The organism is Clostridium estertheticum (assembly GCF_018861295.1).
Classification (GTDB): Bacteria; Bacillota; Clostridia; order Clostridiales; family Clostridiaceae; genus Clostridium_AD; species Clostridium_AD estertheticum_D.
The window spans coordinates 49492-73382 of sequence record NZ_JAHLDM010000023.1; the positions used below are offsets into that span (position 1 = coordinate 49492).

Sequence of the window (23891 nt, forward strand, 5' to 3'; positions counted from 1 at the left end):
GGGTGGTAAATAACATTGAAGAAAATAATATTAGATGGTACACAATTTACTAGTAAAGAAAAGCTTCATGCTATACTCAAATCCGAACTTAAACTTCCTGATTATTATGGTAATAATTTAGATGCACTTTGGGACTGTCTTACATGCGATATTCATTTGCCTATGACAATCGAATGGAGAAATTTTGAATGTAGTAAAGCATTACTAGGAGATTACGCTGAAAAAACATTAAAAATATTTTTAAGAACTGCTGACTTCTTAAATGATGATTTCAATATAAAGGTATATTAACCAGGACTTTTTATCAGTTAATTGTCTTAGTACAAAGATAGTATTGTTTTTTTATGACATAAGTTGGAAATTTAATTTCCAACTTATGATTGCTACTAAGGCATATAATTCAACATAGACCTGCTCCATCAACGTTTACTTTTCCCGAAGATTGGCTTCATAGCTGTCAAAAAACTTGAAATCAGTCTTATCTGGTATCGAAATAGTGTGGATGTTAGCTCCAAGATCCAGGGTTTGATCCTTCTGATTATCATAAGCTACCCACTCAGGTAGCCCTTTGCCGTTAGGATTACCTGTTGTAGCAAAGTTTATCCAGTATGAAGACATAGCATCTGACAAATTTTTGTCTGTATCTGTGTAGGGAAGACCCAAGAATTTTAGATTACTATAAGCATACGCAATCTCTGAGGAGTGATAAGCACCTAACTTCTTCATTCTAGCGGGACCAGGGTGTACACGATCAAAATAATAGTAATAGACTTTTGATTTTCCTGTTTGGTTTTGCAAATTTGCCCAAGTATGCATGTGCCAAGCAAACCATTGATTCCTTCCACTGTCTAATTGTGACTTTAACGCCTCACTATTAGTGCTTGAAGGATATAATTTAAAAAATTCATCTGCTTTATCTTTATAGGTCATTATCACATCTGATTTAAACTTGTCCGCATTCTTAGCTGACTTCATTGGCCAAGGTAATGTTAGGAACAAAGAACCTTCATCAGAATTATTACCAATGATAACTGGTACGTCATTTTGTTTACCTGCTGCAAAAATGTTATAAATGGTATCAGGTAAAAGATACCCATCTATAATTGGTCTTGTGGTTAAATTCTTGGAAACTTTAAGTAAATAACTTGAAGACATTTTGCGTAAATCAGAAATAGAAGCGTTTTTTTGAGAGTCAGCAAATTTCATCCCAGCTCGCTCTGCTTGAGCTAATGTTTGTGTTAGACCACCACTTACCCCTCTACTTCCGAAAATTGCACCACTTTCACCAATTGCACGTTGAAACAGACCTTTTGTAATCGGTGATGCAACCAGAGCATTTACACACATGGACCCTGCGGATTCTCCAGCTATTGTTACATTATTAGGATCACCACCAAATCCTGCAATGTTGTTTTTTATCCACTTAAGAGCAGCAACCTGGTCCAAAATTCCGTAGTTCCCCGAGGAGTTAGTCTCTGATTCTCTGGTTAACTCTGGATTAGCCATGAAACCAAAAATACCAAGGCGATAGTTTAAAGTTACAAATACTACACCTTTTTTTGCCATTGCTTCACCGTTATAGGCATCAATGGAACCAGCTCCAGTGAGAAAGGAACCACCATGTATGAAGACTATCACCGGTCGATGTTCATTGGTGGATTTTGAACCAGTCCAAACATTTAAATATAGACAGTCCTCACTTACGGCTTCATTGTTTTTTATAGTAAAATTATCAAACTCAGAGGTTCCAAGAGATAAAGCGAGCAACTTTGATGCAAATGCGGGAGTTTTCCGCTGCATGGCACAGTCTGAAAAATGATCAGCTGTACGCACTCCATTCCATGACTTAGGGGGTTGAGGTGCTTTCCAGCGAAGTTGACCAACTGGTGGGGTTGCATAAGGTAGTCCAGCAAATACTTTAATAGATTTATCAGAATTATATACACCTGAAACTAAGCCATTTTCTGTTTTTACCGTTTCAGTAGGGATGGGTTTTCCAGAAGTAATTACTGCCTTATCTATGAGTGTTGGATAAGTAAAGTTTAGTAGGAAAGGAAGCAAAAAACTTAGTTCCAAATCCTTCCTAATCGTAACAACAGTACTGTAACTCATATCTTTTCTCATGGATTAATCCCCTTTCTATACTTGATACACATATAATTGATATATCAAGTATATGTGTAAAAAAATTATTTTTCTATATTATTTATCAACTTCTTTAATAAATCATTCAATGTAGACATTTCTTCTTCAGTAAAAATAGAATTTAACTTTTCTGATATCTCTTTAGCAATTGGAGCTATTTTTTCTACAAGCACTTATAAAATTAATTCCGCTTGTCATGATAAAAATAACTACTTATTACAGCAATGAACATAATTGAAGTAGTTATGCCAAAGCAACAAAAAATGCCGAGAAACACCTCATTTTTCGTTACTCTCCATGCAATCATTGATAGTATTGAAACAGTAGCACAAATGAATAGTGTAATATTAAAAGCACTGGCTTCTGATTTCATATTAACTAAATTTACTCGTTCATCATCATTTTGATCATCTTTTTTTGTACATTTGCTACTCAAACTTCTCCATACTGACGTCACTCCAAACAGGATACAAAAAACATCCACTATAATAGACTTGGTATTTCTTAAAGCACTTAAATTATCAAACTGCTTAATTGTACTTGGAATGCTAAGTAATGCTAACAATAAAAATACTATGCCACTCCAAAATTTCTTTTTATTATATATTTTTTTCTTCATTTTCTAAATTCTCCTTTAAACAATATAATTTTTCAATAGTGGTGTTGAAAACGCATGCTATCTTATACGCCAGCATAATAGAGGGGTTATACTGTCCTTTTTCAAGTGAAATAATTGTTCTTGATGAAACTGAAACTAAATCAGAAAGCTGCTGTTGAGTGATATTTGCTATGGTTCGTAATTCTTTTACTCTGTTTTTCACTTATACACCTCCAAATAACATGAAATAAGCTTCATGTGAAGCTTGTTTCATGTTATCACTATATAAACATATTGTCAATAAATAGATAACAGAAATCTGTTTTTAAAAATCACTGTTAATCAAATTCTTTGATAAGTTTTATTAAACTTATAAGGTAACTAATTAAAGATATAAACAATAAAAATGTAACTAATGTATTAATAAATCTTTTAATACATTAGTTACATTTTTATTGTTTCTGCATACTATAACTTATATGGAAATTTATGTATTGTCAAAAAATTACTCAAGTACGAGGTTTAACACTACCAATAGAAGAATATAATTATTACATTTAACATAAAATAATACCTATTAAGAAAGTTTGGCTGCGACATAGAACATAACGGTTACCAATGCTATTAATTTATAAAATACCCAGCGGGTACAGCCGACATGCCGGGATCAATATTCAATATGTAATTTTAAAAGCATTTCATTTAAAAATTACAATAAATAAGGTTTTAAAGTATGCAAATAAACAAATAGACCCAAAGATAAGAGAGGTGTATAAAATCTCTCTTATCTAACATGGTTACTTTCTGCCAACAAACAATTTCATTAGCATATCACTAACTAATATTGCTGTATTTGCAAGTTGGCCCTTGTAAATACAAATGCCTGCTATAATCCCTATGACTACGGTAGAAAGCACTATATTTAAAAAAGGAAGAAAGTGTCTATTATCAATAAAATCAATAATAAACTTGTGGTTTTCTTTTGTTTCTAACAACATTAATTCATTTGTTTTAGTTTTTGGTTTCGGTTTTGAATTTGATTTTCTTGTTGACATAATATACACTCCTTCTCTTAAATATTTTTTGACGATACATTGGTCATATGTATCGTCAATTAAATTTTTAAAAGAACTAAGGTAGCGAAGCATGACCAATGCTATCGCTACCTTAGCAAGGTATGCTTTTGTCAACAAGAAATCAACCGAAACAATTTGTTTATATTACAGCTGCAAACTATGGTCTTAAAAAATCCTCCATATTATCATTAACATTTCCTCTTTAAGGTTTACTTAAATTATTATAATGATATGGATTACTATACATGTTAATTATACACTATTGTTAAAATTTTACAATACCTTAAATATAAAGTTTATTGTTTTATTACCTGTTTTTATTAGATCAACTTTTATAATTTAACACTTTGATTATGTTTTGGATTTCCTGCATAATTAAATAATGGAGATAATAACTCAAATTCAAAAGATTCTCTACTTATTGCTCCAACCACCTCGCAACTATCATGTAACTTAAGTAAAAAATCAGCCATTTCTTTACTAGTATGATAAGTACCAAAAGACTTGTCATAATCATACGCTTCTATATTGTTAGCTACGTTTCCGAAATTTGTTCTTGTAGCTGCCGGTGCTAATACTTTCGCTTGTAATTTAGCATTAGATGCTTCCAATTCTCTTGCTAGTCCCTCAGTAAATGTACTTACAAAAAATTTGCTTGCACAATAAGTAACTGCAGTTGGTACAATAATATACCCACCCGCAGATGAAACATTTATAAGCTTTGAACCCTCAATATTTTGATAATCACGTACAAATAGTGAAGATAGAATGACCAATGCTTCCACATTAAGTCGTAACATAGTTTCTATCTTTTCTAAATTTTGATTAGCGACACTATCATAATCACCAAAACCAGCATTGTTTATCCATGTTTCAAGCTGATATGGCTTTAGGTCTTGATACAATTGATAAACATTTTTAATAATAGATAAATCAGTATCCTTAACTATGACATTTAATGATGAATTATCATTTAAAATCTCCGTTTTTAATTTTTCCAAATTATCTTTGCTACGAGCAACAATAACTAAATTCTTACCACGTTTTGCAAATGCCTTTGCAGTTTCATATCCTATGCCTGAACTTGCCCCTGTAATAACTGTGTATTTATTATCTTGTCTCATTTGAAAAACCTCCTTTAATATGCTACTATTTTCATTATATAATGTAGAGTTAACTCTATGTCAAATATTAAAAGGAGATTTATAAGATGGATTATTCAATAGGAGAATTTTCAAATCTTACTCAGATAAGCATATACACATTACGCTATTATGAGAAAGAAAATTTAATTATTCCAAATCGTAAACAAAATGGTAGGCGTTGTTATAGTGAAACTGACGTGAGTTGGATGCAATTTATAAAACGATTAAAAGATACACAAATGCCTATTAAGGAAATTCAAAAATATGCCAAGCTGCGTGCTTTAGGTGATTCTACTATGAATGAAAGGATGGAAATGCTGATAAAACATAGAACCGCGCTTAAAGAAAAAATTGCAAAATCAAATGAACATCTCGAGAAATTAAATGACAAAATTAATTATTATAAAGGGGCAGGACCTTTGGTACATTTATAGTCTACACACCTTGAAAAAAATGTTTTAGCTTCAGGGTGTGGGTTGTTTAAGTTATATAGAATTTATATATCTTGATAATTTTCACCTTACCATGTTAATTTTGCTCATTTTTAATAAATTGAGTAAATAATTCTAAAAAAAGTTTTATTTCAGAATTGTCTTTTTTCCAGATAACATATGTGAATGAAATTGGATCTTCTATAAGTTTAGATTCGATTATCCGAATATCTTTGTTAACTGAATTCTTAAAAATATATATAGGTAAATATGAAATACCTTGATCTGCTTTTATTAGACTTTCAGTTACATGAACAGATGATATCCTTGTAATATCAGCTTCTGGAACTATTTCGTAAATTTTATCAATCAAACCTGTCCAATAAGAAGGATGATTGCCTGATAATATACGATATTTTTTTAAAAAATCAATTTCACTTTTTAAATATTTATTTGCCTCCACATTAGGAACTATTAATTTTATTTTTCCCTCACACACATTTTTATAAATTACCTTATCCGTATTAGGTAATTTTCTATCTATTCCAATATGATACGTATTCTCTTCTATAGCCTGAGGGATATGATCATCCATAACCGAAATTGAAATATCTATATTAGGTGCGACTTCAAAAAAAATCGGCAAAAATTTAGGCATTAAATAAGAAGCTATATAAGATGTTACTACTACATTTAACCTAACCGAATATTTTTTTTTAGAATTTTTTATTTCATAAATTCCTTTTTCATATGTACTAATTGTTTCAACTGCTATTGAATAAAAAAATTTGCCATCATCTGTTAGAACTATATTTCTCCCTTTTGCTTCAAAAAGCTTTAGCTTTAAAAGATTTTCTAAGTTCTTTATATGATTAAATACTGAAGTTTGTGTTATAAACAATTCATCTGCTGCTTTTCTATAATTTTCATATTTTGCAACAACTATAAAGGTGTAATACCATTCTAAATTCATTTTTTCTCCTATCGACCAATCATTAAGATTTCCTTAATAGTATATCAAGAAATTACAAATTTTAAAATATATAGTTTTGATGTATTATCTATAACAAAGGGGTTACCATTATGATAAAAATTCAAGTATAAGAGACGGGATGCAACAAAGAAATATTCGTAAAGATCTTAAAAAAATTAGGTTGCAAAAAAGAAAGGACATGAGAATTTATGAAAATTAATGTTACAACAGAAAATGGTTATTTACCAGCTAAATACTCAAAATTTGCTGAGGAGAAATATCAATATAAAGGAAATCCATGTATATCTTTTCCTATTGAATTTATTGATATTTCGGGCAAAGTTAAATCTATAGCTATTACTTTTTTAGATCATGATGCTATTCCACTTTGCGGTTTCACTTGGATACACTGGCTAGTTTGTAATATTCCAGCTAACATTAACTGTCTTCCAGAAAATATAAGTGTAGATAATAGTCTAAATGTTGTGCAAGGGCAAAATAGCTTTGCATCACCATATGTCGGGGAGACTGATCCTAATATAACAAATAGATATGCTGGACCAACTCCACCAGACAAGGAACATGAGTATACACTAAAAGTATATGGGCTCGATAAAAAATTAGATCTAAAGCAAGGATATTTCATGAATGATTTTTATAAAGCTATTAATGGCCATGTTGTAGAGTCTGATGAATTAAAAATATTAGCACATTCTTAAACAGGAGTATTTTATTTTGTTAAATATCTTCTCTTATTCTTTTATTTTCTATATCAGGAGTCCTCTTTTTATCACTGAATAATGCAAAAAGGTATCTTGAATGTTAGGTACTATTTTTTTTGTTTCTTTCTTTTGAGATTCAAAACTTTCTTTGATTTTATTTTCAGCCACGCTACGGAAGAAGCTAGTACAGCAGTTTCTTTTTTATCAAAGGTGTTGATATTAAATTTTGATATGCCCAAAAGAGGGGTTACCCCCTACTAAGGAAGTTAAACAACTATAGTCATAAAAACAAGCTGTACCAATCATTTAGATAATTCGTAAGAGTAATCAGAACCATTTTTCTTTTGGAATATATTGAGGATTAAATGTAATATCTTGTAACCAATGCAGTAAGCAAACATAAGTTGTCCATTTCATTTCTAAGTTATGTATAGAAACCTAATAAACTCTTAAGATTTTTCCCTAGTAATTCTTAATTTATTTGTTATAAAATAAATAAATAAATTAAGTTTATTTGTAAGGAGAGATTAAGTATGTTTAAGTTCATAAAGGAATTTATTAAAAAGCCAAAATTTATTGGAGCAGTGGCACCAAGTAGTGAATATTTAGCTAAAAAAATGATAGAAGATATTAATTTTAAGGAATGTAATTGTATTATAGAATATGGTCCAGGAACAGGTGTTTTCACAGAAAAACTTATTGCAAGAAAAAGAGAGAACACATTATTACTTGTTATTGAGAATAACAAAAAATTTTGTGAGGGTTTATTTAGTATGTACGGCTACAAGAAAAATGTTAAAATTATAAATGATGGGGCAGAGAATATAAAAAAATATCTAAAACAGTATAATATTAAACAGGTGGACTATGTTGTATCCGGGCTTCCTTTTACGGTATTACCGGTAAGTATTTCAAATATTATATTAAAGAATACAAAGGAGATATTAAGCAATGAAGGAGAATTTATAACTTTTCAGTACTCCTTATTAAAAAAAAATTTCTTCAAAAACTATTTTAATAGTGTAAAAGTGAAGAAGGCAATGATAAACTTACCACCTGCATATGTATTGAAATGCAGAGTAAATGACGAACTATGAAGAAAAGAAATAAATTAATTTTGATGGCGATTTTCTGGTTGGCAATTGTAGCCGTTTTATATAGCCAAGGGATGATTACAACAGATATTAATAAAATAAAAGAAATTATAGGAAAAAATCCTTTTAAAATGAGAGTATTATTTGTGCTTTTATCAACTGTAAGAGTATTATTCTTTATTCCACAAACTATTTTTATAATTATTGGAAGTATGCTATTGGGACCATATGTAGGCTTTGCTTTATCTGTTCTATCATTAGCTATAGCTCAAAGCATCATGTATGCAATTGGAATATATTTTCAAAATCAATTACTAGGAGAAGAATTTTTAGAGAAAAATAGGGTTACAATAGCCATTCTTAAAAAATATGGATATAAAATGCTAGCACTAGGCATCGCATGTCCTGTAACCCCTTCAGATCTAATAACCCTTTCAGCAGCTTGCATCAAATTAAATTACAAAAAATGCATATTTATTATAGTAATGGCTGATGCTCCTATGATATTTTTGTATGGATTTTTAGGAACGGGAATTCAAGGTACTTTCTTTTTTAAGACTTTAGCAATTATTGCTATTACCTTTGTATCCTATTATACATTTGTTATTTGGAAAAAAATTAATAGTAATTCAGAGGGGGAAGAAAAACACTCTTCACTAGCATGAAATAAAAGTGATGAGAGCTTTAAATTTAGTGAAATACAAATTAGAGAACTATTTTTAGACCAGTACTTTCAAATGAAATTTGAGATTTTCCTAAGGAAATAATGATAAAATATAATAGGAGTGAAAATAATGTTTAAGTTATGGATAATAAAAATATCTAATAAAACGAAAAAGAGTATAAATGCTAAGTATAGTTTATGGATAATTGTATCACTAATTATTAGTGTTGTCGTTGGACTAACAGTCGTGCAAGTTGTTAAGCCAGTTCATTTTTTAAAGGTTCATCATGTTGATTATGATAAAGAAAGATATGAGACAGAAGAGAAAGCTTTAGACTTTATTAATAGGGTCTATAGTGAGAAAAATAATAAGGAAGAATATATTAAAAACAATATAACAACTTTTAAAGGAAATATTTATATAGTTGATAAAGACGGACATGTACAATATAAAAATGAAAATGATGGCTACCAAGCGGTAGAAAGCATAAATATTAACGCTTTTAAAAAGAAGATAGAAAAAAGCAGTGAGGATGAATTCAAGATATCATATCCATTAACTATAAATAATAATGTTTATTATTTAATTATGATAAAAAATTTAAATGGAGTATCTACATATTCACATGAGATTAGTTATGCTATCGCAGCAATAATTGCATTAATATTATTTGTATTTTTAGTTTATTTTGGACTTAGAAAAAAAGTTAAATATATAGAATATATATCTTCATCTATAAAGGAAATATCTAAAGGTAATTTAAAGTATGAACTTGAAATTAAAGGTGAAGATGAACTTGCTTGTGTAGCAAATGAAATTAATTCAATGGAAAAAAGTCTTTTAAATATGATTGAAAAAGAAAGACAAAATGATAAAATGCAACAAGAATTAATAACAAATATTTCTCATGATTTAAAGACACCGCTTACTATAATATTAGGGTATTTAGATATTATAAGAACGAAGAAATACAAAACTGAAGAAGAAGAAAATCAATATATACAAACTTCATATGAAAAAACAATGTTGATTCAGAAAATGATATCAAAATTATTTGAACTTGTTAAGTTAGGGGATAAAGAAACTGTATTAAATAGAAGTGATGTAAACATTAATAAGTTGTTAAGACAGGTTATAACAGATCATTCTCCAATAGCAGATTTAAAGAATATTAATATTGAATATAAAAATTCTAAAAATGTAATTATATTAAATGTGGATTTAGATAAAATATGCAGAGTATTTAATAATTTAATGAATAATGCCATAAAGTATTCTGAGAAAAATGAAAATATTATAGTATCTTTAGAGGAAGATGCAGCTGGAGCTGTAATTTGTTTGAAAAATAAATGTAAAAACATAAAAGAAGAAGATTTAGATATGTTGTTTAATAGATTTTATAGAGGGGATAAAGCTAGAAATAGTTCTGTAGAAGGTAGTGGTATAGGATTATCAATAGTTAAAAGAATTTTAGAACTTCATAATAGCAGTATATGGGCAGAATTACATGATGATGATGAAATTTCGTTTATTATAAGATTGAGAGGGTAGATTAATGAATAAGAAGAAAATTTTAATAGTTGATGATGAAGAGGATATAAGGAACATAGTAAGTATTTATCTTGAGAATAATGATTTTGAAACGGTTAAGGTGGAAAATGGAATTAAAGCATTAGAGGTTATTGATAAGGAAAAAATTGAATTGGCCATTTTAGATGTTATGATGCCTGATATGGATGGAATTACATTGTGCATTAAAATAAGAGAAAAAACAAATATGCCTATAATAATGTTGTCAGCTAAAGATCAAGATATGGATAAGGTTATGGGATTAACTTGTGGTGCAGATGATTATGTAGCTAAGCCCTTTAATCCAATAGAATTATTAGCCAGGGTAAGGGCACAGCTTAGAAGATTTAATGAACTTAATCCAGTTCAAATGAACAGTGAAGAATTAAGGTATGACGACTTTATATTAAAATTAGATGCACATAAGCTCTTAAAAAAAGGTGAAGAAATAAGATTAACGCCTACAGAATTTAAGATTTTAAAATTATTATGGATTAATAGAGGAATAGTGTTTTCTACAGAGAAAATCTTCGAAAAAATATGGGGTGAAGAGGAATTTGAAGTAGATAATACGGTTATGGTTCATATTAGGAATTTAAGAGATAAAGTGGAAGAAGATAATAAGAAGCCTAAATACATAAAAACTGTTTGGGGCGTTGGTTATAAATTTGGAGATTAATTTAAGTTAGAGGTACTACTTATCAACTAGGCTAAACAGAGTTTCTCCATTGTTTCATGAGTTGAAAAAACAAGTTGAGCATTCTTTTTATTAGTATCAGGATTTTGAAAAAGTTCGATCAAAAATCTTGTTAATTGAGGAGGCAGGTTTATATTACCATAAAATTGCGGTAGACAGAAATAATTTATTTGGAGAATGAAATTTATTTTTTATTTGAGTTTGTATTTCTATATCATTTGTAAATTTATACTGATCCGTGTTTTCTCTTTCAAAAATTATACGTTGTCTACCACATTTTTTATAAGATTATTTTTGTGTGATGTCCTGCTTATTTTTTATATTAGGATATCTCTTTTTGTCACTGAATAATGCAAAAAGTATACCTGGTAAAAGAATTACAGCGCTCATTTTAAATGTAAAACTAAAAGCTTTAACAGTATAGGTCAAAAAGGTATCTTGGATAATAGGTACTATTTTTTTGGTTTCTTTCTTTTGAGCTTCAAAACTTTCTTTGATTTTATTTTCAGTCATGTTTGAAGAGAAAGCTAGCACAGCAGTTTCTTTTTTATCAATTGTGTTTAATATTGTTGAAAGACTAACGCTTTTATCACTACCTGTTTTGATAGAAGAAATCATCTGCAGCTTGGTTTTATTATCAAATACAGTGTCATTCTGTATTGTTTGCACAGCAGAGTCTTTAGCATCAGATATCTGAGTAGTCATATTTGATGTAAATATAGTTAAGACTAAGGCAACTCCAAGTACAGTTCCAAGTGTTCTTGTCATGTTACTTATTCCAGAAGCTATTCCTATTTTATCTACAGGAACGTTAGCCATTATAGAACCTATTAGTGTTGCCATACTAAGACCCGTACCAGCACCAGCAACAATTAATCTTAAAATAATATCTATATTTGAAGAATTTTGAGTAAGAGAACTATTTAAGTAGCAAGAGGCACAAAGTAAAAAAATACCCGATGCACTAATTAATCTGCTGCCTAATTTTTTTGTTAAAATAGCAGCTAATATTGAAAAAAGCATTGAAGTTAAGGACATAGTTGAAATAATAAGTCCTGCTGACAGTTGATTTAATCCTTTAACCTGAATTAGGAAAAAAGATAGCAAATAGGTACCAGACATCATACCAAGTCCGAGTAAGAATAGGGAAATCGAGCCGTTAGTAAATTGTACGGATTTAAATAAACTAAGTGGAAGCAGGGGCTCCTTAACTTTTAGTTCAATAATAACAAATATTATAAGGACTATAGCAGAAACCGCAAAGAGGGAAAGGATAAAGCTTGAAGTCCAACCTTTTTCATTAGCCTTTATTAATGCTAACGTTAAGCAAAACATAGCAGTGGAAATTGTTATAATTCCACCAAAGTCTATATTTTTACTTGCAGTTGAATCATAAGATTCCTTTATGAATTTCATAGTTAGTATTATACAAATACAACCTATAGGTACATTAATAAAAAAAATATATCTCCAATTAAAAAATTGAGTTACTATACCACCAATTGATGGTCCACTTGCAGCAGCAAGACCAGCAAAAGCTCCCCAAAGTGCCATAATAGTTCTTCTCTTTTCTGGTGGGAATATTTCAGCAGAAAGAGGCATCGCAATAGTCACAACAAAAGCTGCAGATAGCCCTTGAAGTGCTCTAAATAATATAAGTACTTGAAGGGAATTCGAAATACCACATAGCAGTGAAGATATAGTAAATAAAAATACTCCTGTAATAAACAGTTTTTTCCTCCCAAATTGATCTGCTAATCTAGAAGCAGTCAGTACAATAGCTGCAAAAGCTAGATTATAGGCATTTACTACCCAAGAAATATGAGCCATAGTAGTATTAAAGTATTCGGTCATTTTAGGCAAAGTGATATTTACTATAGTTGTATCTAATAATGCCATAAAAAATCCTAAGATAATAGCTACAAAAGAAATGATTTGATATTTTTTGTTCATAATATAAACCTCCTAAATAATAATGTTAAATATATTAGTATATAATAAACTACTATATATTATAGTAGTTGGGCAAAAAAAATGTCTCTCAATATAAAGATTTATTAGAGACACCCAATTATTAATTATAATGATCAAAAACTTTTTCAGACCATTTTTGTAAAATGTTATAAAATTCGTTGTATAGATCTAATATAAGCAATTCAGAACCAACTTTTTCATTTTGATGTTTTGCGTTATTATAAATTGACTCCACAAACGATCTACGTTCTTCCGCCTTGTTTTTGAAATTTTTAAGGTATTCTTTTCTTTTTTCTTCTGGTACATTCTCTATATTAGCTAAAAATGCATTAAAATCTAAATAAACATTTCCTATATGTTTTGAACTTTCTTCCATTAGTTCATTGAAATATGAATTTCCTTTTTCATTCAGTGAATATAATGTTTTTTCGGGCATTTCACCTTCTTTAACAGTTCTTGAATTTAAATATCCATTATCGCATAATTTAATTATATTTTTATAAATTGACGGGTCACTGATTTTTAGCCACTTAGTAAGATTCCAGATATCAAATTCTTTAACCATTTCATAGGCGCTTTTCTCTTTGTGCTGCAAATAGCCAAGTATTATTAAATTTATTGAAGACACTTTAATCACCACCATTCATTATACTACTATAAAGTATAGTAGTATATGGTATATTTGTCAATATAGAATTTGTTAAACTCCGTCGTATATATTAGATTTCCAAGCTATTTTTAAAACATCATTTTTAAAATAATTAAAAAAAATTAAATAATTATTTAACAAATATTCAAAAATATGTATAATAGAGATATAAAATAAAAAGGATGGTGTTTATACTGGAAACTTTAGTTGAGAAAGCAAAAAATGGGGATAGAAAATCTTTGATGGTCATTATTGAGAAATACAAATTTTTGATAATTAAGTTAGCATCAACTTATCATATACCTTCTTATGAATTTGAAGATTTAGTTCAGCAGGGATATCTTTCAGTTATAAAAGCAGTTAATCTTTATACCCTTGGTAGAAACACTTTTGATGGCTATTGCATAAATTCTATTAAAACCAATTTTAATGCTCTTCTAAAAGGAAAGATAAAACACTATAGAGAAGTTCCAAATTCAGATCCTACAAGCAAGAGTACAGCTGAAGAGTATAATTTCACATTAGAGGATGAAGTCATCGCTTACGAAGAAGTTAAAAGGCTTTATTCCGCCTTAGAAAAGTTAGAGATACCCGAAAGATCCATAGTTGAAAGATTTTACTTTATTAATGATACTCTTAAGGAAATAGCTTGTGATAGTAGCCAGAGTTATAATCATTTGTTACGGGTTAAAAGCAAGGCCTTAAAGAAACTTAGAAAATATATATAAGTAATTTATAGAAAACAATTTTTAAAAGCATATATATTATCTGTAACGGTGAGGGGAGGAATGCAGCATGTTTGATGCATTTGTTAAACTGGTTAACACAGTTGGCTTCCCTATAGGTGTGAGCATATACCTTCTAGTCAGATTTGAGAAGAAAATTGAGGATCTCAATAAATCTATCTCTGATTTAGCTGTAGCTATATCCACTGTTATAGGAAAATCTGAAAAATAAGGGTGCCTAGGGTTTTGGTATCCTTATTTTTTATTTTAAAATAATCTGCAGAAATTTTTACAAGGGCATATATATTAAGTGAAAACAAAATAAAAGGAGTGATTAAGTATGGCAGTTGTATCAACAAAGGTATCAAGTATTTTAAAACTTACAATGAAAACAGGTATAGACATCAATGGCAAGGATGAATTTGCAACAAAAAGCCTAGGTAATGTAAAAGTTAATGCAGTGGATGCAGATATTTTCGCAGTAGGACAAGCTATCTCTAAGATCAAAACTTATCCATTGGTTGGGATAGATAGACAAGATCAGTATAGCCTAGTTACAGAAAAGGAAGTTTAAATAAGAAGCTTAAAATCTAAAAACCAAAATTAAACAATTTAAAGGAGGAAAAATTATATGAATAAATTAGTTATGAGATTTTTAACTACTATTGAGGGTAAGTATTTTACGTTAAGTGTAGATGACATTAAAGCTGATGATAAGGGACCTACTATAACAGAAGCAGAGGTAAATGCCCTTATGGATTTAGTTATTGCAAAAAACATTTTTCTATCAACTAGTGGTGACTTAACTGGCAAGAAAGATGCTAAAATAGTTACTACTGATACAAATACAATTAAGGTAGCATAATAAAATTATCACCTTAGGTGATGAAGATTCCACTAAGGATTAACTTGGTGGAATATTTTTTTTAGGCTATGTTTCACTATAGTGTTGAAATAGAGTAAGAAAAAATTATAGATGGAATTATCCACCTATAATGCTCAAATACGATTCTTATTTTATTTTTTATAAAACATATCTATATGTGGAATGTTATCTTCTAAATACTCATTTGAAGTTTCTTTAAAGCCAAGACTTCCATAAAAATTAACTAAATATGATTGTGCTTGAATCTTAATCTCTTCCTCATTTAAATTTAATTGTATAAAATTGATTGCTTTTAACATCATTTCTCTTGATATACCTTTGCCACGATTATTTTTATGTACCAATACTCGTCCAATAGATATTTCATCAAATGAAACTCCTTTTTTCAAGATTCTTAAATATGCAATAATTTTGCCGTTATCTTGAAGGTATAAGTGATATGCGTTTTCGTCTTTGCCGTCACAATCTTGGTAATAACACTGCTGTTCAACAATAAATACTTCATTTCTTATTTCCAAAATTTTATATATTTCTTCAACTTTTAATTCTTCAAACTTTTTTAGTTCCCAATTCAATGTTTTGCCTCCTTTTATTGTTTATGTTGTATTAATATAATATTTATCATAACATAAGTTACAAAGTGTCACACATGCTATAACTATATGTTTTTAACATTGAGGTATCAAAATAATATTATGATTTAATATATTTTAAATAAGTGAATTAGTTTGAAAGGTGAGTAAATGACCGTTGTTATTAAGGTGAAATGATTGTTTGTATTTCACCTCTGTATTTGGTCAATATTGTACTTTTTTTAATGAAAATGATATATTATAGTAGCAACAGAATAGTAATAACTTTAATTGTTAATAATATTAAAGAAGATTTGCTCATACAAAGCGTGAGCAGTTTAAAATAAAGAAAGCTCAATTAAAAGAAGATTTAGCAAGTTTAAAATAAAAAAAGATTCAAAATTAGTGCCTTTATATAAGGGCACTAATTTTATTATGGGGGATAAATGTGGATTTTATATATTTAACGACTTTCCTTCTGAAATGTCGTTTAAAATAAAAAAAGCATCAATTGATGCATATATTTTGACTAATAGCATATAATATAGTACACTAAGGTTAAAGACTGGAGTTGGTGAAATGAACGAGAGTGAACACTACAATGAAAATTATACTAAACAAGAAATTGATGTTCTTTTGTTAAAGATTAAGGATTGTGTCAATAGGAATAAGTTCACAGTTGAGCAAAATAAAAACAGACAAGAAAATAAGAAATTAATTGAAAACTATAATTTATCTCATTCTAAAATAAAGGCAATATTGTTAAACATTGAAACAACAGACTTTTGCTATTCACTACAAAATAAAAAAATTGGGTATGAGTATGAAATACTTTATGTCTTTTGTCCCCAGAGGACTCTTTTTAATATATTGGGGGAAGAAGAATTTGTGGATATTTATACAAAATTTAATATCATTGAATATGATAATAATATTGTATATACAGTCTCATTTCATAAAAAAAACAAGCTAATAAATTATCTTTTTAGATGATTTATTGTATATTTGAAAGGAGAATTAAATTATGGATAACAAAAATATATTTTGCGAAAATTGCAGAAAAGATGTGGGTTACACTATAAAAGAAGAATATATGAGTTCAGATCTAAAAGGTGAGACTTATTCTTATTATGGGAAAATAGCAAATTGTAATGAATGCTCTAATGAAATCTATGTTAGTGAAATTAACGACTACAATTTAAAACAGCTTTATAATGCTTTTAGAAAACAGAATAATATTATTTCTTTGAATAATATACTAGAAATTCCTCAAAAATACAATATTGGTAAGAGGCCGTTATCATTACTGATGGGCTGGGGCGAGCAAACATTTACTCGTTATTCTGATGGAGATATGCCAACAAAACAATATTCAGAAATTTTGAAGAATATTTATGAAGATCCTAATTATTATCTCTCCATTTTGGAAGCAAATAAGAATAAATTGAAATCTCAATCGACTTACGAGAAAAGTAAGATTGCTACACAAACAATTTTAGGAATTGAACAGATTTCAGGAACAGAAAAAATAGATGTTACTATTAATTATCTTTTATGTAAGTGTGAAGATATTACACCCTTGGCTTTGCAAAAATTGCTATACTACGTTCAGGGGTTTTACTATGCTTTTACGAAGTGTTTTATTTTTGAAGAAAACTGTGAAGCTTGGGTACATGGTCCTGTTTACAAAAATGTGTATTATAAGTATAAAGAATATTGTTTCGACCCCATAAAATGTAATGATTTTTCAAACAATATAGTTTTAACCAGTTTAGAAAAAACTATAATTGACAGTGTAATAAGAAATCTGAGCGGTTATAGTGGTAAAATGTTAGAAGCATTTACTCATTTAGAAACACCTTGGTTAGCTACAAGGGGTGATTTGCCAACATTGGCAAGTACAGATAGAGAGATTGATAGGGACCTAATTAGTAGTTATTTTACAAAGGTTAAACAAAAATACAATATGCTAAACCCATCAGATATCAGCGAATATAGTAAAGTGATGTTTGAACGAATATCGTTATAGAAATTATTATATATGGTATATATTAAACAATTATAAAACAAAATTAACAGTAGAAGGCCATTCAAGATAATATTTTATTATCTTGAATGGCCTTCTAAATTAGTGAAAATTCGCAAGAAATAAATTAAAGTTTAAGTTGATGTAAAATGTTTACAATTTATTATTAGTTTAGGTACAATATCTTAACATTGAAATGATATAATATTTATATTAAGGAGCCCCCTTTAATATAAATTAGTTTATTAAACGAGCCTAACGCTATATGCAGGCTTTTTTATTTTTTTGTAAAAAATATTATCCGAACTAATTGCCAAGGGCCGTTACACTGATACAAAAAGAAGTTTTAAATTAATACTATTGTTTATGGCTGGAATAGGGCTTGTAATGTCTTTGTTGCTGTATTGGTTTGCAGTGCCACTATCTAAAATAGTTAAGTTCCCAAAAGCTTATATAGCAATTAAAACGTTATCTCCAGCAATTTTATTTACATCCATACTTTTCTGTTTATAGGGGTTATTTTCAAGCAACTAGCAATATGATTCCTACGGCTGTATCTCAAATAATAGAGCAATTAATAAATGTAGCACAATAGTAATTGTGTTACTTTCATATTGAGGCTATTACAAATGTTTAAAGAAGTGTAGATATACTTAATTTATGGTAATTATGGCATGTTCAAATATACATTTTATGCTATATTTGTGAAATAGTATGATTAAACTATTTTATATAAAAAGGAGGATTTGTATGAGAGTTATGTTTTCAACAATTATTGCTACAATTATTAACTATGCTCTATTAGTTGCAATTATAATAGTGGTATATAAATCAATAAAAGGGTTTAAAAATAGAAATAAAAGGATGGAGTAAAAACTAGATATTGTTTTAAATAAATTAGAAAATAAAAAAGATAATTAATATTTAAAGTTACATAATTTGTTTCTGTTTCATCGCAAGTAACACCCTATCTAACGGATATGGGGTTACTTTATTAAGGGCTGGGCTATAATCCCTTATTTTTCATTTCGATAATAAAAGGTTATAGGAAGTGCCTATTATAAGAAAGAAGTATCTTAGTAATAGGATACTTCTTTCTATTTTATTTAAGTAAAAATTAAATTAATGTGATTAGCACTCGTCTTTTTATCCTGAGTAACTATTAGTTCCAATACCCCTTCTGGATAACCTTTTGGTCAGTTCCAGCCCAACAACTACCTAATCCGATAGTTGTAACAAAAAGTTCTAAGTAGAAAAATAAAAAAATTGTATTTTCTCTACCATTTTCAAATTCTTTTGGAGTCGTTGCTAGAATTAAACTTGGAGCATCACATAATATTTGATCTATTCCAGTATAATCAAATATACATTTTATGTTATACTTGTAGAATAAAGTGTAGCAACAGTGATATAAAATGAAGATAATTAATGCAGCATGGGGGATTAGAAAATGAAAAAAATATGTAATCAATGCCAGACTGAAATGATAGAGAATTGTAAAGTTGAATCTTTTGGTGGAATTACAATTTCAAAAAAAGGTAATTTTCTTTTAAATACTACGTATGGTACACCCAAAGCAGCGGTCTGTCCTAATTGTGGCTGTGTAATTTTTTATATTGATAACTATAAAGACGTTGTTAAGTAAACATATATAATGGTAGAAATTTTGGATTGATATTAATTCGCATCTTTCTTTTATTATGACGGAACAGTAAAAAAATGCGACTTATGAAAAATATAAGACAACTTAATAAATAGCAATTTATAGGGGAGGTAAAACATGAAAAAGCTAGGCTTAGTTGGAGGAATGGGTCCTGAGTCCACAATTCCATATTATCATGATATTGTATATGGAGTCCAAAATAAAGTTGGAAAAACGTTTTTTCCTAATATGACTATTGAGAGTGTGAATGTTTTTGATGTCCTTAATATGTGTGAAAGGAAAGAATATGAACAACTTGTCAATTATTTAATGGTGGCAATCAATAATTTGAGAGCCAGCGGTGCAGATTTTATAGCTTTATCGGCTAATACACCACACATTGTTTTTGATGAGCTTAATAAGCGTTCAAATATCCCACTTGTGAGTATTATTGAGGCTACTTGTGATGAAGTAAAACGACGTAATATATCTAAAGTAGGGCTGTTAGGAACAATCTTTACTATGAATGGGGAATTTTTTAAAAAGCCATTCACGAAAAATCATATAGAAGTGATAACTCCAACTGATGAAGAAAAGGAGGTTGTTAATCAAAAGATTTCGCAAGAATTAGAGTTGGGTATTGTCAAGGAGGAGACTTTATCAGCATTTCTGAAAATTATTCAAAGAATGAAAGTTGAAAATGGAATACAGGCAATTATTTTAGGTTGTACTGAATTGCCGTTGTTGTTCAAGGGAGTCAAAGCACCAGTGGATTGTTTGGATACAATGCAGATACATATTGATACTCTTGTTAACATGATTATAGATGATTAAATTTAATTCCAATTTGTAGAGTTGAGGTAACATAATTTTAGTTTCAGTTCTGTCGTATCTTTCCTGTATGTCGACACAATTCCCCCCATATCATTAGATGTGGGGGGAATTATATTAAAGATGTTAAAATCTTCAAATATCGTCATTTCACTAATCTGGCAAGCTGATTAATGTTTTTATGCAGTATTTTCATGTTTATGAACCCAAATACAATTCCAATAGTTACCCAGATGGCAACTTCACCAGCAGAGTAGCCCAGGATGGTCTGGGCTAGTTTTAAAATATAACAGCATGGAATAACTGTCAGCCATGCCGTTATTTCCCCAGGGACATAATGGCGGTAAGATAATGGCAATAATATAATGTGGAATAAAATCAGATGCACGATATTACCTACGAGTAAGCCGTACCATAATCCATAAAATCCACTTATATTGCCAATCATAGTAGCAATAATCCATAAAATTAGCTCTTCATACACACCTATGGCCATACCAGCTGTATTCTTTGTGCCTCCAAAGGGTGTTATGGGCAGATGGATATATTGTTTAAAATCTTTTGCGCACCAGTACTTTGCCATAATGATTTCTTCCATATCATGTACAATAAACAACAATGGAAACAACCATACAAACCATTTTAATTCATTCATTTCGTATTCCTCCTTTGTTCTCTATTTTACTCATCTGCTTTAATGTTTCAATCATCAGATTTTCAATATTTATGTAATTAAGCAACGAAAAACATACATAATGTTGTTTATCTGTACAACGTGTTTTAAAATAAAGGTAAGGGGGAATTACAAATGAATCAAAATGATTTGCGTGTTATAAAGACCAGAAAAAATATTGAGACATCTTTTATTTTCTTACTGAGCCAAAAAGACTTTTACAAAATAACAGTACAGGATATATTGGACACGGCTTTGATTAACCGATCTACTTTTTACAAACATTATGCAGATAAATATCAGCTAGCTAAAACTCTTTGCAATGAAGTATTTGATTTACTAAAAATTGGTGTAAAAGATCGATTCTGCTGTACCACTGCGGAAGATACCCTGATGGTTATAAAACCTTTGTATCAGATACTCTCTATCAAACGAGAAAGAATTTTAGTTCTCTTTAAAATTAATACGGATACCATTCATTTATATGATGACATGTCTGATTTCTTAAAAAGAAGTTTTTACGAGCAGCATGGCATACAAAATCAGCAGTCACATGATATTTTGGACTATTTGTCAGTGTTATATGCATCACTTGTTATGACTGCAATTAAATGGTGCTTGCAAAATAATGGATATAAACAATTGGTCAATCATCCTCAGCTTTTTTTGAAATTAGCAGAAGTGTTTGAATATCCATGCCCATAAATAATGTTTATAGTTTCTCCGCGCTAAAATTTTATCAGAATGCGACAGACCTATACAACAAAAAGCGAACTATGGCTATATACATAGTTTCAATGACCTCACTATAGGATAAACGAACTTTAACTTGATATAACACGAACTTTTGACATTTTTCCATTCTTTTTTTGAATTGTAAGCATACAACACAACTTGTTGCATGCTTTTATTTGTTTTTGAAACCAAGATTATTGCATTTGTATACGAAATTATAATTTATATATTAAAATGTGAGAGAAAACATTTTTATTTACGTTATATAAAGTGTAAAAGCTTTTACAGCAACTATAAGATGGGGGAAATTTATGAAAAGTAATGAAGAAAATTATGTGAAAAGGTTAAAAAATAAAAAAGAAGATGCGCTGGAATTTATAGTAGATAAATACTTAGCCTTAGTAAAATTTACTGTGTATAAGGTTCTATCACCACTTAAAAGAGATGGAATCATTGAAGAGTGTATAAATGACGTTTTTTTTTCAATATGGAATCATTCAGATAAATTTAAGGGAGGCGACGTCGAGTTTAAAAAATGGATATATAAAATAGCTAAATTTAGAGCTATTGATTGTTATAGAAAGGAAATTAAAAATACAGAGGTTAGTTTAGACGGAGATATAAGTGAAGGTAAATCCATAGAGGACGAAATTATTATTACAGAGGGAAAAGATGAATTGATAGTTTTAATAAATTCTCTTGAATCTATAGACAGAGATATATTCATTATGAAGTTTTTCTTAGATGTGAAATCAGATGATATAGCTAAAAAACTTGGAATGAGTAGAGCTGCTATAGATAATAGAATTTATAGAGGAAAGAAAAAGCTGAGTAAAAAAGTTACTAGTTTGAATTTGGAGGTAGTCTGATATGAAAGATATTTATGAACTATTAAATGATATAAACATAGATGAGAGTGAAATGGATGAATATGAAGTAAATAATATGGGCGTATCAAGTATTGAAAAACTAAGAATAAAGAAGGCTTTAAGAAAGGCTATAAAGAAAAATAAACCAGGTCATAAAAAAGCTATAATTGCCGCAGGTTTGTTTTTTGCAATAATTGGATGTGCTGGAACTATTGGAATAGCTAACCCAACCTATGCAACGGATATACCTATTGTGGGGGATATATTTAGGTTTTTAGATAATGATCGAACCGGGGTATATGACAAATACAAAGAAAACGCAAATGAAATAAATGTTACTAAAGAAAGTAATGGAAATTCAATTACTATAAAAGATGCTATTTTTGATGGAAGAACATTAACCTATACTTATGAAATAAAAAGTAATAAGGACTTAGGAAAGAATCCATCTTTTGGTGGTGATGGTATTGAAATTGAAGACTATAGGGGAGGGTTAACAGGAAGTGCTGGAGCCCAAAGAGTGAATAAGAATACTTACGTAGGCCAGGATACTTATACTATAGATGAGCAAAGAGAAAAGATTAATTTTCAATTAAAAATCAAAAGAATTTCAGATGGGAGTAATGGAGAGGTTAAAGAGGCAAATGAGGCAACTGGGAATTGGAAATTCAAAATTAGTTTACCCGCATTAAAAAGTACTAAGCAAGCGGTAAACAAGGGCATTGAAAAGGAGGGTATAAAGATAAATATAGATTCTATTTCTAAAACCACCGCAACCTTTAGTATCAATTTTTCTCAAAGTATAACTAAAGAAGAAAAAGAAAAATGGTTTGATGTAAGCACAAAGTTAGAAGTAAGAGATAATTTGGGAAATGTTTATAAGGGTGAAGACAATGGAGCAAGTGGATATAAGACTACATTAAACTTTAGAGAAACTTTTGGTAAATTAGACGTCAAGGCACATCAGCTTATAATAACTCCTAAAATTCATATGTCGAATACTGGTGGCGGAGTTGAAACTGATAAAAATGGAAAGGAAACTGAAATAAAAGCTAAAATAGATAAAAATCATCCTGAAAAAGGGGATATTATATTAGATAATATTGTTGTTAACTTAGATAAGTAAATATAATTTCGATTTAGTTTTAGATCAAATCAAAATAAAGTCCTTTAGGAGAAATCTTTCTAGAGGAC

Annotated in this window: 31 protein-coding genes; 19 read left to right on the forward strand and 12 right to left on the reverse strand. The window is 29.2% G+C overall.

The genetic code is table 11. The features are described from left to right. Window positions 1-15: 15 nt before the first annotated feature. Complete coding sequence (locus tag KPL54_RS19100; RefSeq protein ID WP_216108093.1) at window positions 16-291, forward strand: barstar family protein; 276 nt, start codon at window positions 16-18, stop codon at window positions 289-291. 135 nt (window positions 292-426) lie between these two features. Here KPL54_RS19100 and KPL54_RS19105 read toward each other — a convergent pair whose 3' ends face one another. From KPL54_RS19105 to KPL54_RS19125, 6 genes are all read right to left on the reverse strand, one after another. Next, complete coding sequence (locus KPL54_RS19105; RefSeq protein WP_216108095.1) at window positions 427-2124, reverse strand: carboxylesterase/lipase family protein; 1698 nt, start codon at window positions 2122-2124, stop codon at window positions 427-429. A gap of 65 nt (window positions 2125-2189) precedes the next feature. Continuing rightward, a complete protein-coding gene (locus tag KPL54_RS26590) occupies window positions 2190-2318 on the reverse strand; it encodes a hypothetical protein (protein WP_268038841.1) in 129 nt (42 codons plus the stop codon). Between the two features lie 8 nt (window positions 2319-2326). After that, window positions 2327-2764, reverse strand: coding sequence for a hypothetical protein (locus tag KPL54_RS19110; protein ID WP_216108097.1), 438 nt, complete (start codon window positions 2762-2764; stop codon window positions 2327-2329). Next, window positions 2745-2966, reverse strand: a complete 222-nt coding sequence (locus KPL54_RS19115; protein WP_162523315.1) for a helix-turn-helix transcriptional regulator — start codon at window positions 2964-2966, stop codon at window positions 2745-2747. Before KPL54_RS19115 ends, KPL54_RS19110 begins: the two co-directional genes overlap by 20 nt. Before the next feature lie 574 nt (window positions 2967-3540). Then, window positions 3541-3798: a hypothetical protein gene (locus KPL54_RS19120; protein WP_151553688.1), complete on the reverse strand. Its 258-nt coding sequence runs from the start codon at window positions 3796-3798 to the stop codon at window positions 3541-3543. Window positions 3799-4151: 353 nt separating this feature from the next. Continuing rightward, window positions 4152-4943: an SDR family NAD(P)-dependent oxidoreductase gene (locus KPL54_RS19125; protein WP_216108098.1), complete on the reverse strand. Its 792-nt coding sequence runs from the start codon at window positions 4941-4943 to the stop codon at window positions 4152-4154. 86 nt (window positions 4944-5029) lie between these two features. Between KPL54_RS19125 and KPL54_RS19130 the strand changes: the two genes are divergently transcribed. Continuing rightward, on the forward strand, window positions 5030-5398 hold the full coding sequence (locus tag KPL54_RS19130; protein WP_216108100.1) for a MerR family transcriptional regulator: 369 nt from the start codon (window positions 5030-5032) through the stop codon (window positions 5396-5398). A gap of 94 nt (window positions 5399-5492) precedes the next feature. Here the strand turns inward: KPL54_RS19130 and KPL54_RS19135 are convergent, their stop codons facing one another. After that, window positions 5493-6368, reverse strand: coding sequence for a LysR family transcriptional regulator (locus KPL54_RS19135; RefSeq protein ID WP_216108101.1), 876 nt, complete (start codon window positions 6366-6368; stop codon window positions 5493-5495). Window positions 6369-6577: 209 nt separating this feature from the next. Between KPL54_RS19135 and KPL54_RS19140 the strand changes: the two genes are divergently transcribed. Then, window positions 6578-7087 (forward strand): YbhB/YbcL family Raf kinase inhibitor-like protein, encoded by a 510-nt coding sequence (locus KPL54_RS19140; RefSeq protein ID WP_216108103.1) that lies wholly within the window; start codon window positions 6578-6580, stop codon window positions 7085-7087. A gap of 110 nt (window positions 7088-7197) precedes the next feature. On the opposite strand, the gene KPL54_RS26595 is transcribed toward KPL54_RS19140, so the two are convergent. Then, complete coding sequence (locus KPL54_RS26595; RefSeq protein ID WP_268038969.1) at window positions 7198-7329, reverse strand: hypothetical protein; 132 nt, start codon at window positions 7327-7329, stop codon at window positions 7198-7200. 294 nt (window positions 7330-7623) lie between these two features. Here KPL54_RS26595 and KPL54_RS19145 point away from each other — a divergent pair, with 294 nt between their 5' ends. From KPL54_RS19145 to KPL54_RS19160, 4 genes are all read left to right on the forward strand, one after another. Next, window positions 7624-8187, forward strand: coding sequence for a class I SAM-dependent methyltransferase (locus tag KPL54_RS19145; protein ID WP_216108105.1), 564 nt, complete (start codon window positions 7624-7626; stop codon window positions 8185-8187). Beyond that, a complete protein-coding gene (locus KPL54_RS19150; RefSeq protein WP_216108107.1) occupies window positions 8184-8849 on the forward strand; it encodes a TVP38/TMEM64 family protein in 666 nt (221 codons plus the stop codon). Before KPL54_RS19145 ends, KPL54_RS19150 begins: the two co-directional genes overlap by 4 nt. Before the next feature lie 129 nt (window positions 8850-8978). Further along, window positions 8979-10400 (forward strand): sensor histidine kinase, encoded by a 1422-nt coding sequence (locus KPL54_RS19155; RefSeq protein ID WP_216108109.1) that lies wholly within the window; start codon window positions 8979-8981, stop codon window positions 10398-10400. 4 nt (window positions 10401-10404) lie between these two features. Next, window positions 10405-11097 (forward strand): response regulator transcription factor, encoded by a 693-nt coding sequence (locus KPL54_RS19160; protein WP_216108110.1) that lies wholly within the window; start codon window positions 10405-10407, stop codon window positions 11095-11097. A 306-nt stretch (window positions 11098-11403) separates the two neighbouring features. On the opposite strand, the gene KPL54_RS19165 is transcribed toward KPL54_RS19160, so the two are convergent. Continuing rightward, window positions 11404-13068, reverse strand: a complete 1665-nt coding sequence (locus KPL54_RS19165; protein ID WP_216108112.1) for an MFS transporter — start codon at window positions 13066-13068, stop codon at window positions 11404-11406. A gap of 121 nt (window positions 13069-13189) precedes the next feature. Continuing rightward, window positions 13190-13717 (reverse strand): PadR family transcriptional regulator, encoded by a 528-nt coding sequence (locus KPL54_RS19170; protein WP_216108113.1) that lies wholly within the window; start codon window positions 13715-13717, stop codon window positions 13190-13192. A gap of 215 nt (window positions 13718-13932) precedes the next feature. Here KPL54_RS19170 and KPL54_RS19175 point away from each other — a divergent pair, with 215 nt between their 5' ends. The 4 genes from KPL54_RS19175 to KPL54_RS19190 all read left to right on the forward strand — a co-directional run bounded on the left by KPL54_RS19175 (window position 13933) and on the right by KPL54_RS19190 (window position 15328). Next, on the forward strand, window positions 13933-14466 hold the full coding sequence (locus tag KPL54_RS19175) for a sigma-70 family RNA polymerase sigma factor (RefSeq protein ID WP_216108147.1): 534 nt from the start codon (window positions 13933-13935) through the stop codon (window positions 14464-14466). Between the two features lie 67 nt (window positions 14467-14533). After that, on the forward strand, window positions 14534-14695 hold the full coding sequence (locus KPL54_RS19180) for a YvrJ family protein (RefSeq protein ID WP_216108114.1): 162 nt from the start codon (window positions 14534-14536) through the stop codon (window positions 14693-14695). A 108-nt stretch (window positions 14696-14803) separates the two neighbouring features. After that, window positions 14804-15037 carry a DUF1659 domain-containing protein gene (locus tag KPL54_RS19185; protein WP_152753331.1) on the forward strand — a complete coding sequence of 78 codons (234 nt, stop codon included), beginning with the start codon at window positions 14804-14806 and terminating at the stop codon, window positions 15035-15037. Between the two features lie 57 nt (window positions 15038-15094). Continuing rightward, on the forward strand, window positions 15095-15328 hold the full coding sequence (locus tag KPL54_RS19190) for a DUF2922 domain-containing protein (RefSeq protein WP_071612291.1): 234 nt from the start codon (window positions 15095-15097) through the stop codon (window positions 15326-15328). 152 nt (window positions 15329-15480) lie between these two features. Here KPL54_RS19190 and KPL54_RS19195 read toward each other — a convergent pair whose 3' ends face one another. After that, on the reverse strand, window positions 15481-15924 hold the full coding sequence (locus KPL54_RS19195; RefSeq protein WP_216108116.1) for a GNAT family N-acetyltransferase: 444 nt from the start codon (window positions 15922-15924) through the stop codon (window positions 15481-15483). Between the two features lie 576 nt (window positions 15925-16500). Here KPL54_RS19195 and KPL54_RS19200 point away from each other — a divergent pair. The 5 genes from KPL54_RS19200 (at window position 16501) to KPL54_RS19215 (ending at window position 20423) form a co-directional block, all read left to right on the forward strand. Then, window positions 16501-16914 carry a hypothetical protein gene (locus KPL54_RS19200; RefSeq protein WP_216108117.1) on the forward strand — a complete coding sequence of 138 codons (414 nt, stop codon included), beginning with the start codon at window positions 16501-16503 and terminating at the stop codon, window positions 16912-16914. Between the two features lie 31 nt (window positions 16915-16945). Continuing rightward, window positions 16946-17950 (forward strand): type II toxin-antitoxin system antitoxin SocA domain-containing protein, encoded by a 1005-nt coding sequence (locus KPL54_RS19205; RefSeq protein WP_216108119.1) that lies wholly within the window; start codon window positions 16946-16948, stop codon window positions 17948-17950. Window positions 17951-18697: 747 nt separating this feature from the next. Further along, window positions 18698-18820, forward strand: coding sequence for a hypothetical protein (locus KPL54_RS26600; protein ID WP_268038968.1), 123 nt, complete (start codon window positions 18698-18700; stop codon window positions 18818-18820). A gap of 577 nt (window positions 18821-19397) precedes the next feature. Then, window positions 19398-19592, forward strand: coding sequence for a nucleic acid-binding protein (locus KPL54_RS19210; protein ID WP_216108121.1), 195 nt, complete (start codon window positions 19398-19400; stop codon window positions 19590-19592). Window positions 19593-19727: 135 nt separating this feature from the next. Continuing rightward, window positions 19728-20423 carry an aspartate/glutamate racemase family protein gene (locus tag KPL54_RS19215; RefSeq protein ID WP_216108122.1) on the forward strand — a complete coding sequence of 232 codons (696 nt, stop codon included), beginning with the start codon at window positions 19728-19730 and terminating at the stop codon, window positions 20421-20423. 142 nt (window positions 20424-20565) lie between these two features. Here KPL54_RS19215 and KPL54_RS19220 read toward each other — a convergent pair whose 3' ends face one another. Continuing rightward, complete coding sequence (locus KPL54_RS19220; protein ID WP_216108124.1) at window positions 20566-21075, reverse strand: HXXEE domain-containing protein; 510 nt, start codon at window positions 21073-21075, stop codon at window positions 20566-20568. A gap of 153 nt (window positions 21076-21228) precedes the next feature. Between KPL54_RS19220 and KPL54_RS19225 the strand changes: the two genes are divergently transcribed. The 3 genes from KPL54_RS19225 to KPL54_RS19235 all read left to right on the forward strand — a co-directional run bounded on the left by KPL54_RS19225 (window position 21229) and on the right by KPL54_RS19235 (window position 23823). Then, window positions 21229-21798 carry a TetR/AcrR family transcriptional regulator gene (locus tag KPL54_RS19225; RefSeq protein ID WP_216108125.1) on the forward strand — a complete coding sequence of 190 codons (570 nt, stop codon included), beginning with the start codon at window positions 21229-21231 and terminating at the stop codon, window positions 21796-21798. Window positions 21799-22139: 341 nt separating this feature from the next. Continuing rightward, on the forward strand, window positions 22140-22697 hold the full coding sequence (locus KPL54_RS19230) for a sigma-70 family RNA polymerase sigma factor (RefSeq protein WP_216108126.1): 558 nt from the start codon (window positions 22140-22142) through the stop codon (window positions 22695-22697). Between the two features lies 1 nt (window position 22698). Continuing rightward, window positions 22699-23823 carry a DUF4179 domain-containing protein gene (locus tag KPL54_RS19235; protein WP_216108127.1) on the forward strand — a complete coding sequence of 375 codons (1125 nt, stop codon included), beginning with the start codon at window positions 22699-22701 and terminating at the stop codon, window positions 23821-23823. The last annotated feature ends 68 nt before the right edge of the window (window positions 23824-23891 follow it).

Excerpts from the sequence above, each read along its gene's own strand:
- KPL54_RS19105 (WP_216108095.1), bottom strand. The coding sequence starts at position 2,124 with ATGAGAAAAGATATGAGTTACAGTACTGTTGTTACGATTAGGAAGGAT.
- KPL54_RS19110 (WP_216108097.1), bottom strand. The coding sequence starts at position 2,764 with ATGAAGAAAAAAATATATAATAAAAAGAAATTTTGGAGTGGCATAGTA.
- KPL54_RS19120 (WP_151553688.1), bottom strand. The coding sequence starts at position 3,798 with ATGTCAACAAGAAAATCAAATTCAAAACCGAAACCAAAAACTAAAACA.
- KPL54_RS19125 (WP_216108098.1), bottom strand. The coding sequence starts at position 4,943 with ATGAGACAAGATAATAAATACACAGTTATTACAGGGGCAAGTTCAGGC.
- KPL54_RS19130 (WP_216108100.1), top strand. The coding sequence starts at position 5,030 with ATGGATTATTCAATAGGAGAATTTTCAAATCTTACTCAGATAAGCATA.
- KPL54_RS19135 (WP_216108101.1), bottom strand. The coding sequence starts at position 6,368 with ATGAATTTAGAATGGTATTACACCTTTATAGTTGTTGCAAAATATGAA.
- KPL54_RS19140 (WP_216108103.1), top strand. The coding sequence starts at position 6,578 with ATGAAAATTAATGTTACAACAGAAAATGGTTATTTACCAGCTAAATAC.
- KPL54_RS19145 (WP_216108105.1), top strand. The coding sequence starts at position 7,624 with ATGTTTAAGTTCATAAAGGAATTTATTAAAAAGCCAAAATTTATTGGA.
- KPL54_RS19150 (WP_216108107.1), top strand. The coding sequence starts at position 8,184 with ATGAAGAAAAGAAATAAATTAATTTTGATGGCGATTTTCTGGTTGGCA.
- KPL54_RS19155 (WP_216108109.1), top strand. The coding sequence starts at position 8,979 with ATGTTTAAGTTATGGATAATAAAAATATCTAATAAAACGAAAAAGAGT.
- KPL54_RS19160 (WP_216108110.1), top strand. The coding sequence starts at position 10,405 with ATGAATAAGAAGAAAATTTTAATAGTTGATGATGAAGAGGATATAAGG.
- KPL54_RS19165 (WP_216108112.1), bottom strand. The coding sequence starts at position 13,068 with ATGAACAAAAAATATCAAATCATTTCTTTTGTAGCTATTATCTTAGGA.
- KPL54_RS19180 (WP_216108114.1), top strand. The coding sequence starts at position 14,534 with ATGTTTGATGCATTTGTTAAACTGGTTAACACAGTTGGCTTCCCTATA.
- KPL54_RS19185 (WP_152753331.1), top strand. The coding sequence starts at position 14,804 with ATGGCAGTTGTATCAACAAAGGTATCAAGTATTTTAAAACTTACAATG.
- KPL54_RS19190 (WP_071612291.1), top strand. The coding sequence starts at position 15,095 with ATGAATAAATTAGTTATGAGATTTTTAACTACTATTGAGGGTAAGTAT.
- KPL54_RS19200 (WP_216108117.1), top strand. The coding sequence starts at position 16,501 with ATGAACGAGAGTGAACACTACAATGAAAATTATACTAAACAAGAAATT.
- KPL54_RS19205 (WP_216108119.1), top strand. The coding sequence starts at position 16,946 with ATGGATAACAAAAATATATTTTGCGAAAATTGCAGAAAAGATGTGGGT.
- KPL54_RS26600 (WP_268038968.1), top strand. The coding sequence starts at position 18,698 with ATGAGAGTTATGTTTTCAACAATTATTGCTACAATTATTAACTATGCT.
- KPL54_RS19210 (WP_216108121.1), top strand. The coding sequence starts at position 19,398 with ATGAAAAAAATATGTAATCAATGCCAGACTGAAATGATAGAGAATTGT.
- KPL54_RS19215 (WP_216108122.1), top strand. The coding sequence starts at position 19,728 with ATGAAAAAGCTAGGCTTAGTTGGAGGAATGGGTCCTGAGTCCACAATT.
- KPL54_RS19220 (WP_216108124.1), bottom strand. The coding sequence starts at position 21,075 with ATGAATGAATTAAAATGGTTTGTATGGTTGTTTCCATTGTTGTTTATT.
- KPL54_RS19225 (WP_216108125.1), top strand. The coding sequence starts at position 21,229 with ATGAATCAAAATGATTTGCGTGTTATAAAGACCAGAAAAAATATTGAG.
- KPL54_RS19230 (WP_216108126.1), top strand. The coding sequence starts at position 22,140 with ATGAAAAGTAATGAAGAAAATTATGTGAAAAGGTTAAAAAATAAAAAA.
- KPL54_RS19235 (WP_216108127.1), top strand. The coding sequence starts at position 22,699 with ATGAAAGATATTTATGAACTATTAAATGATATAAACATAGATGAGAGT.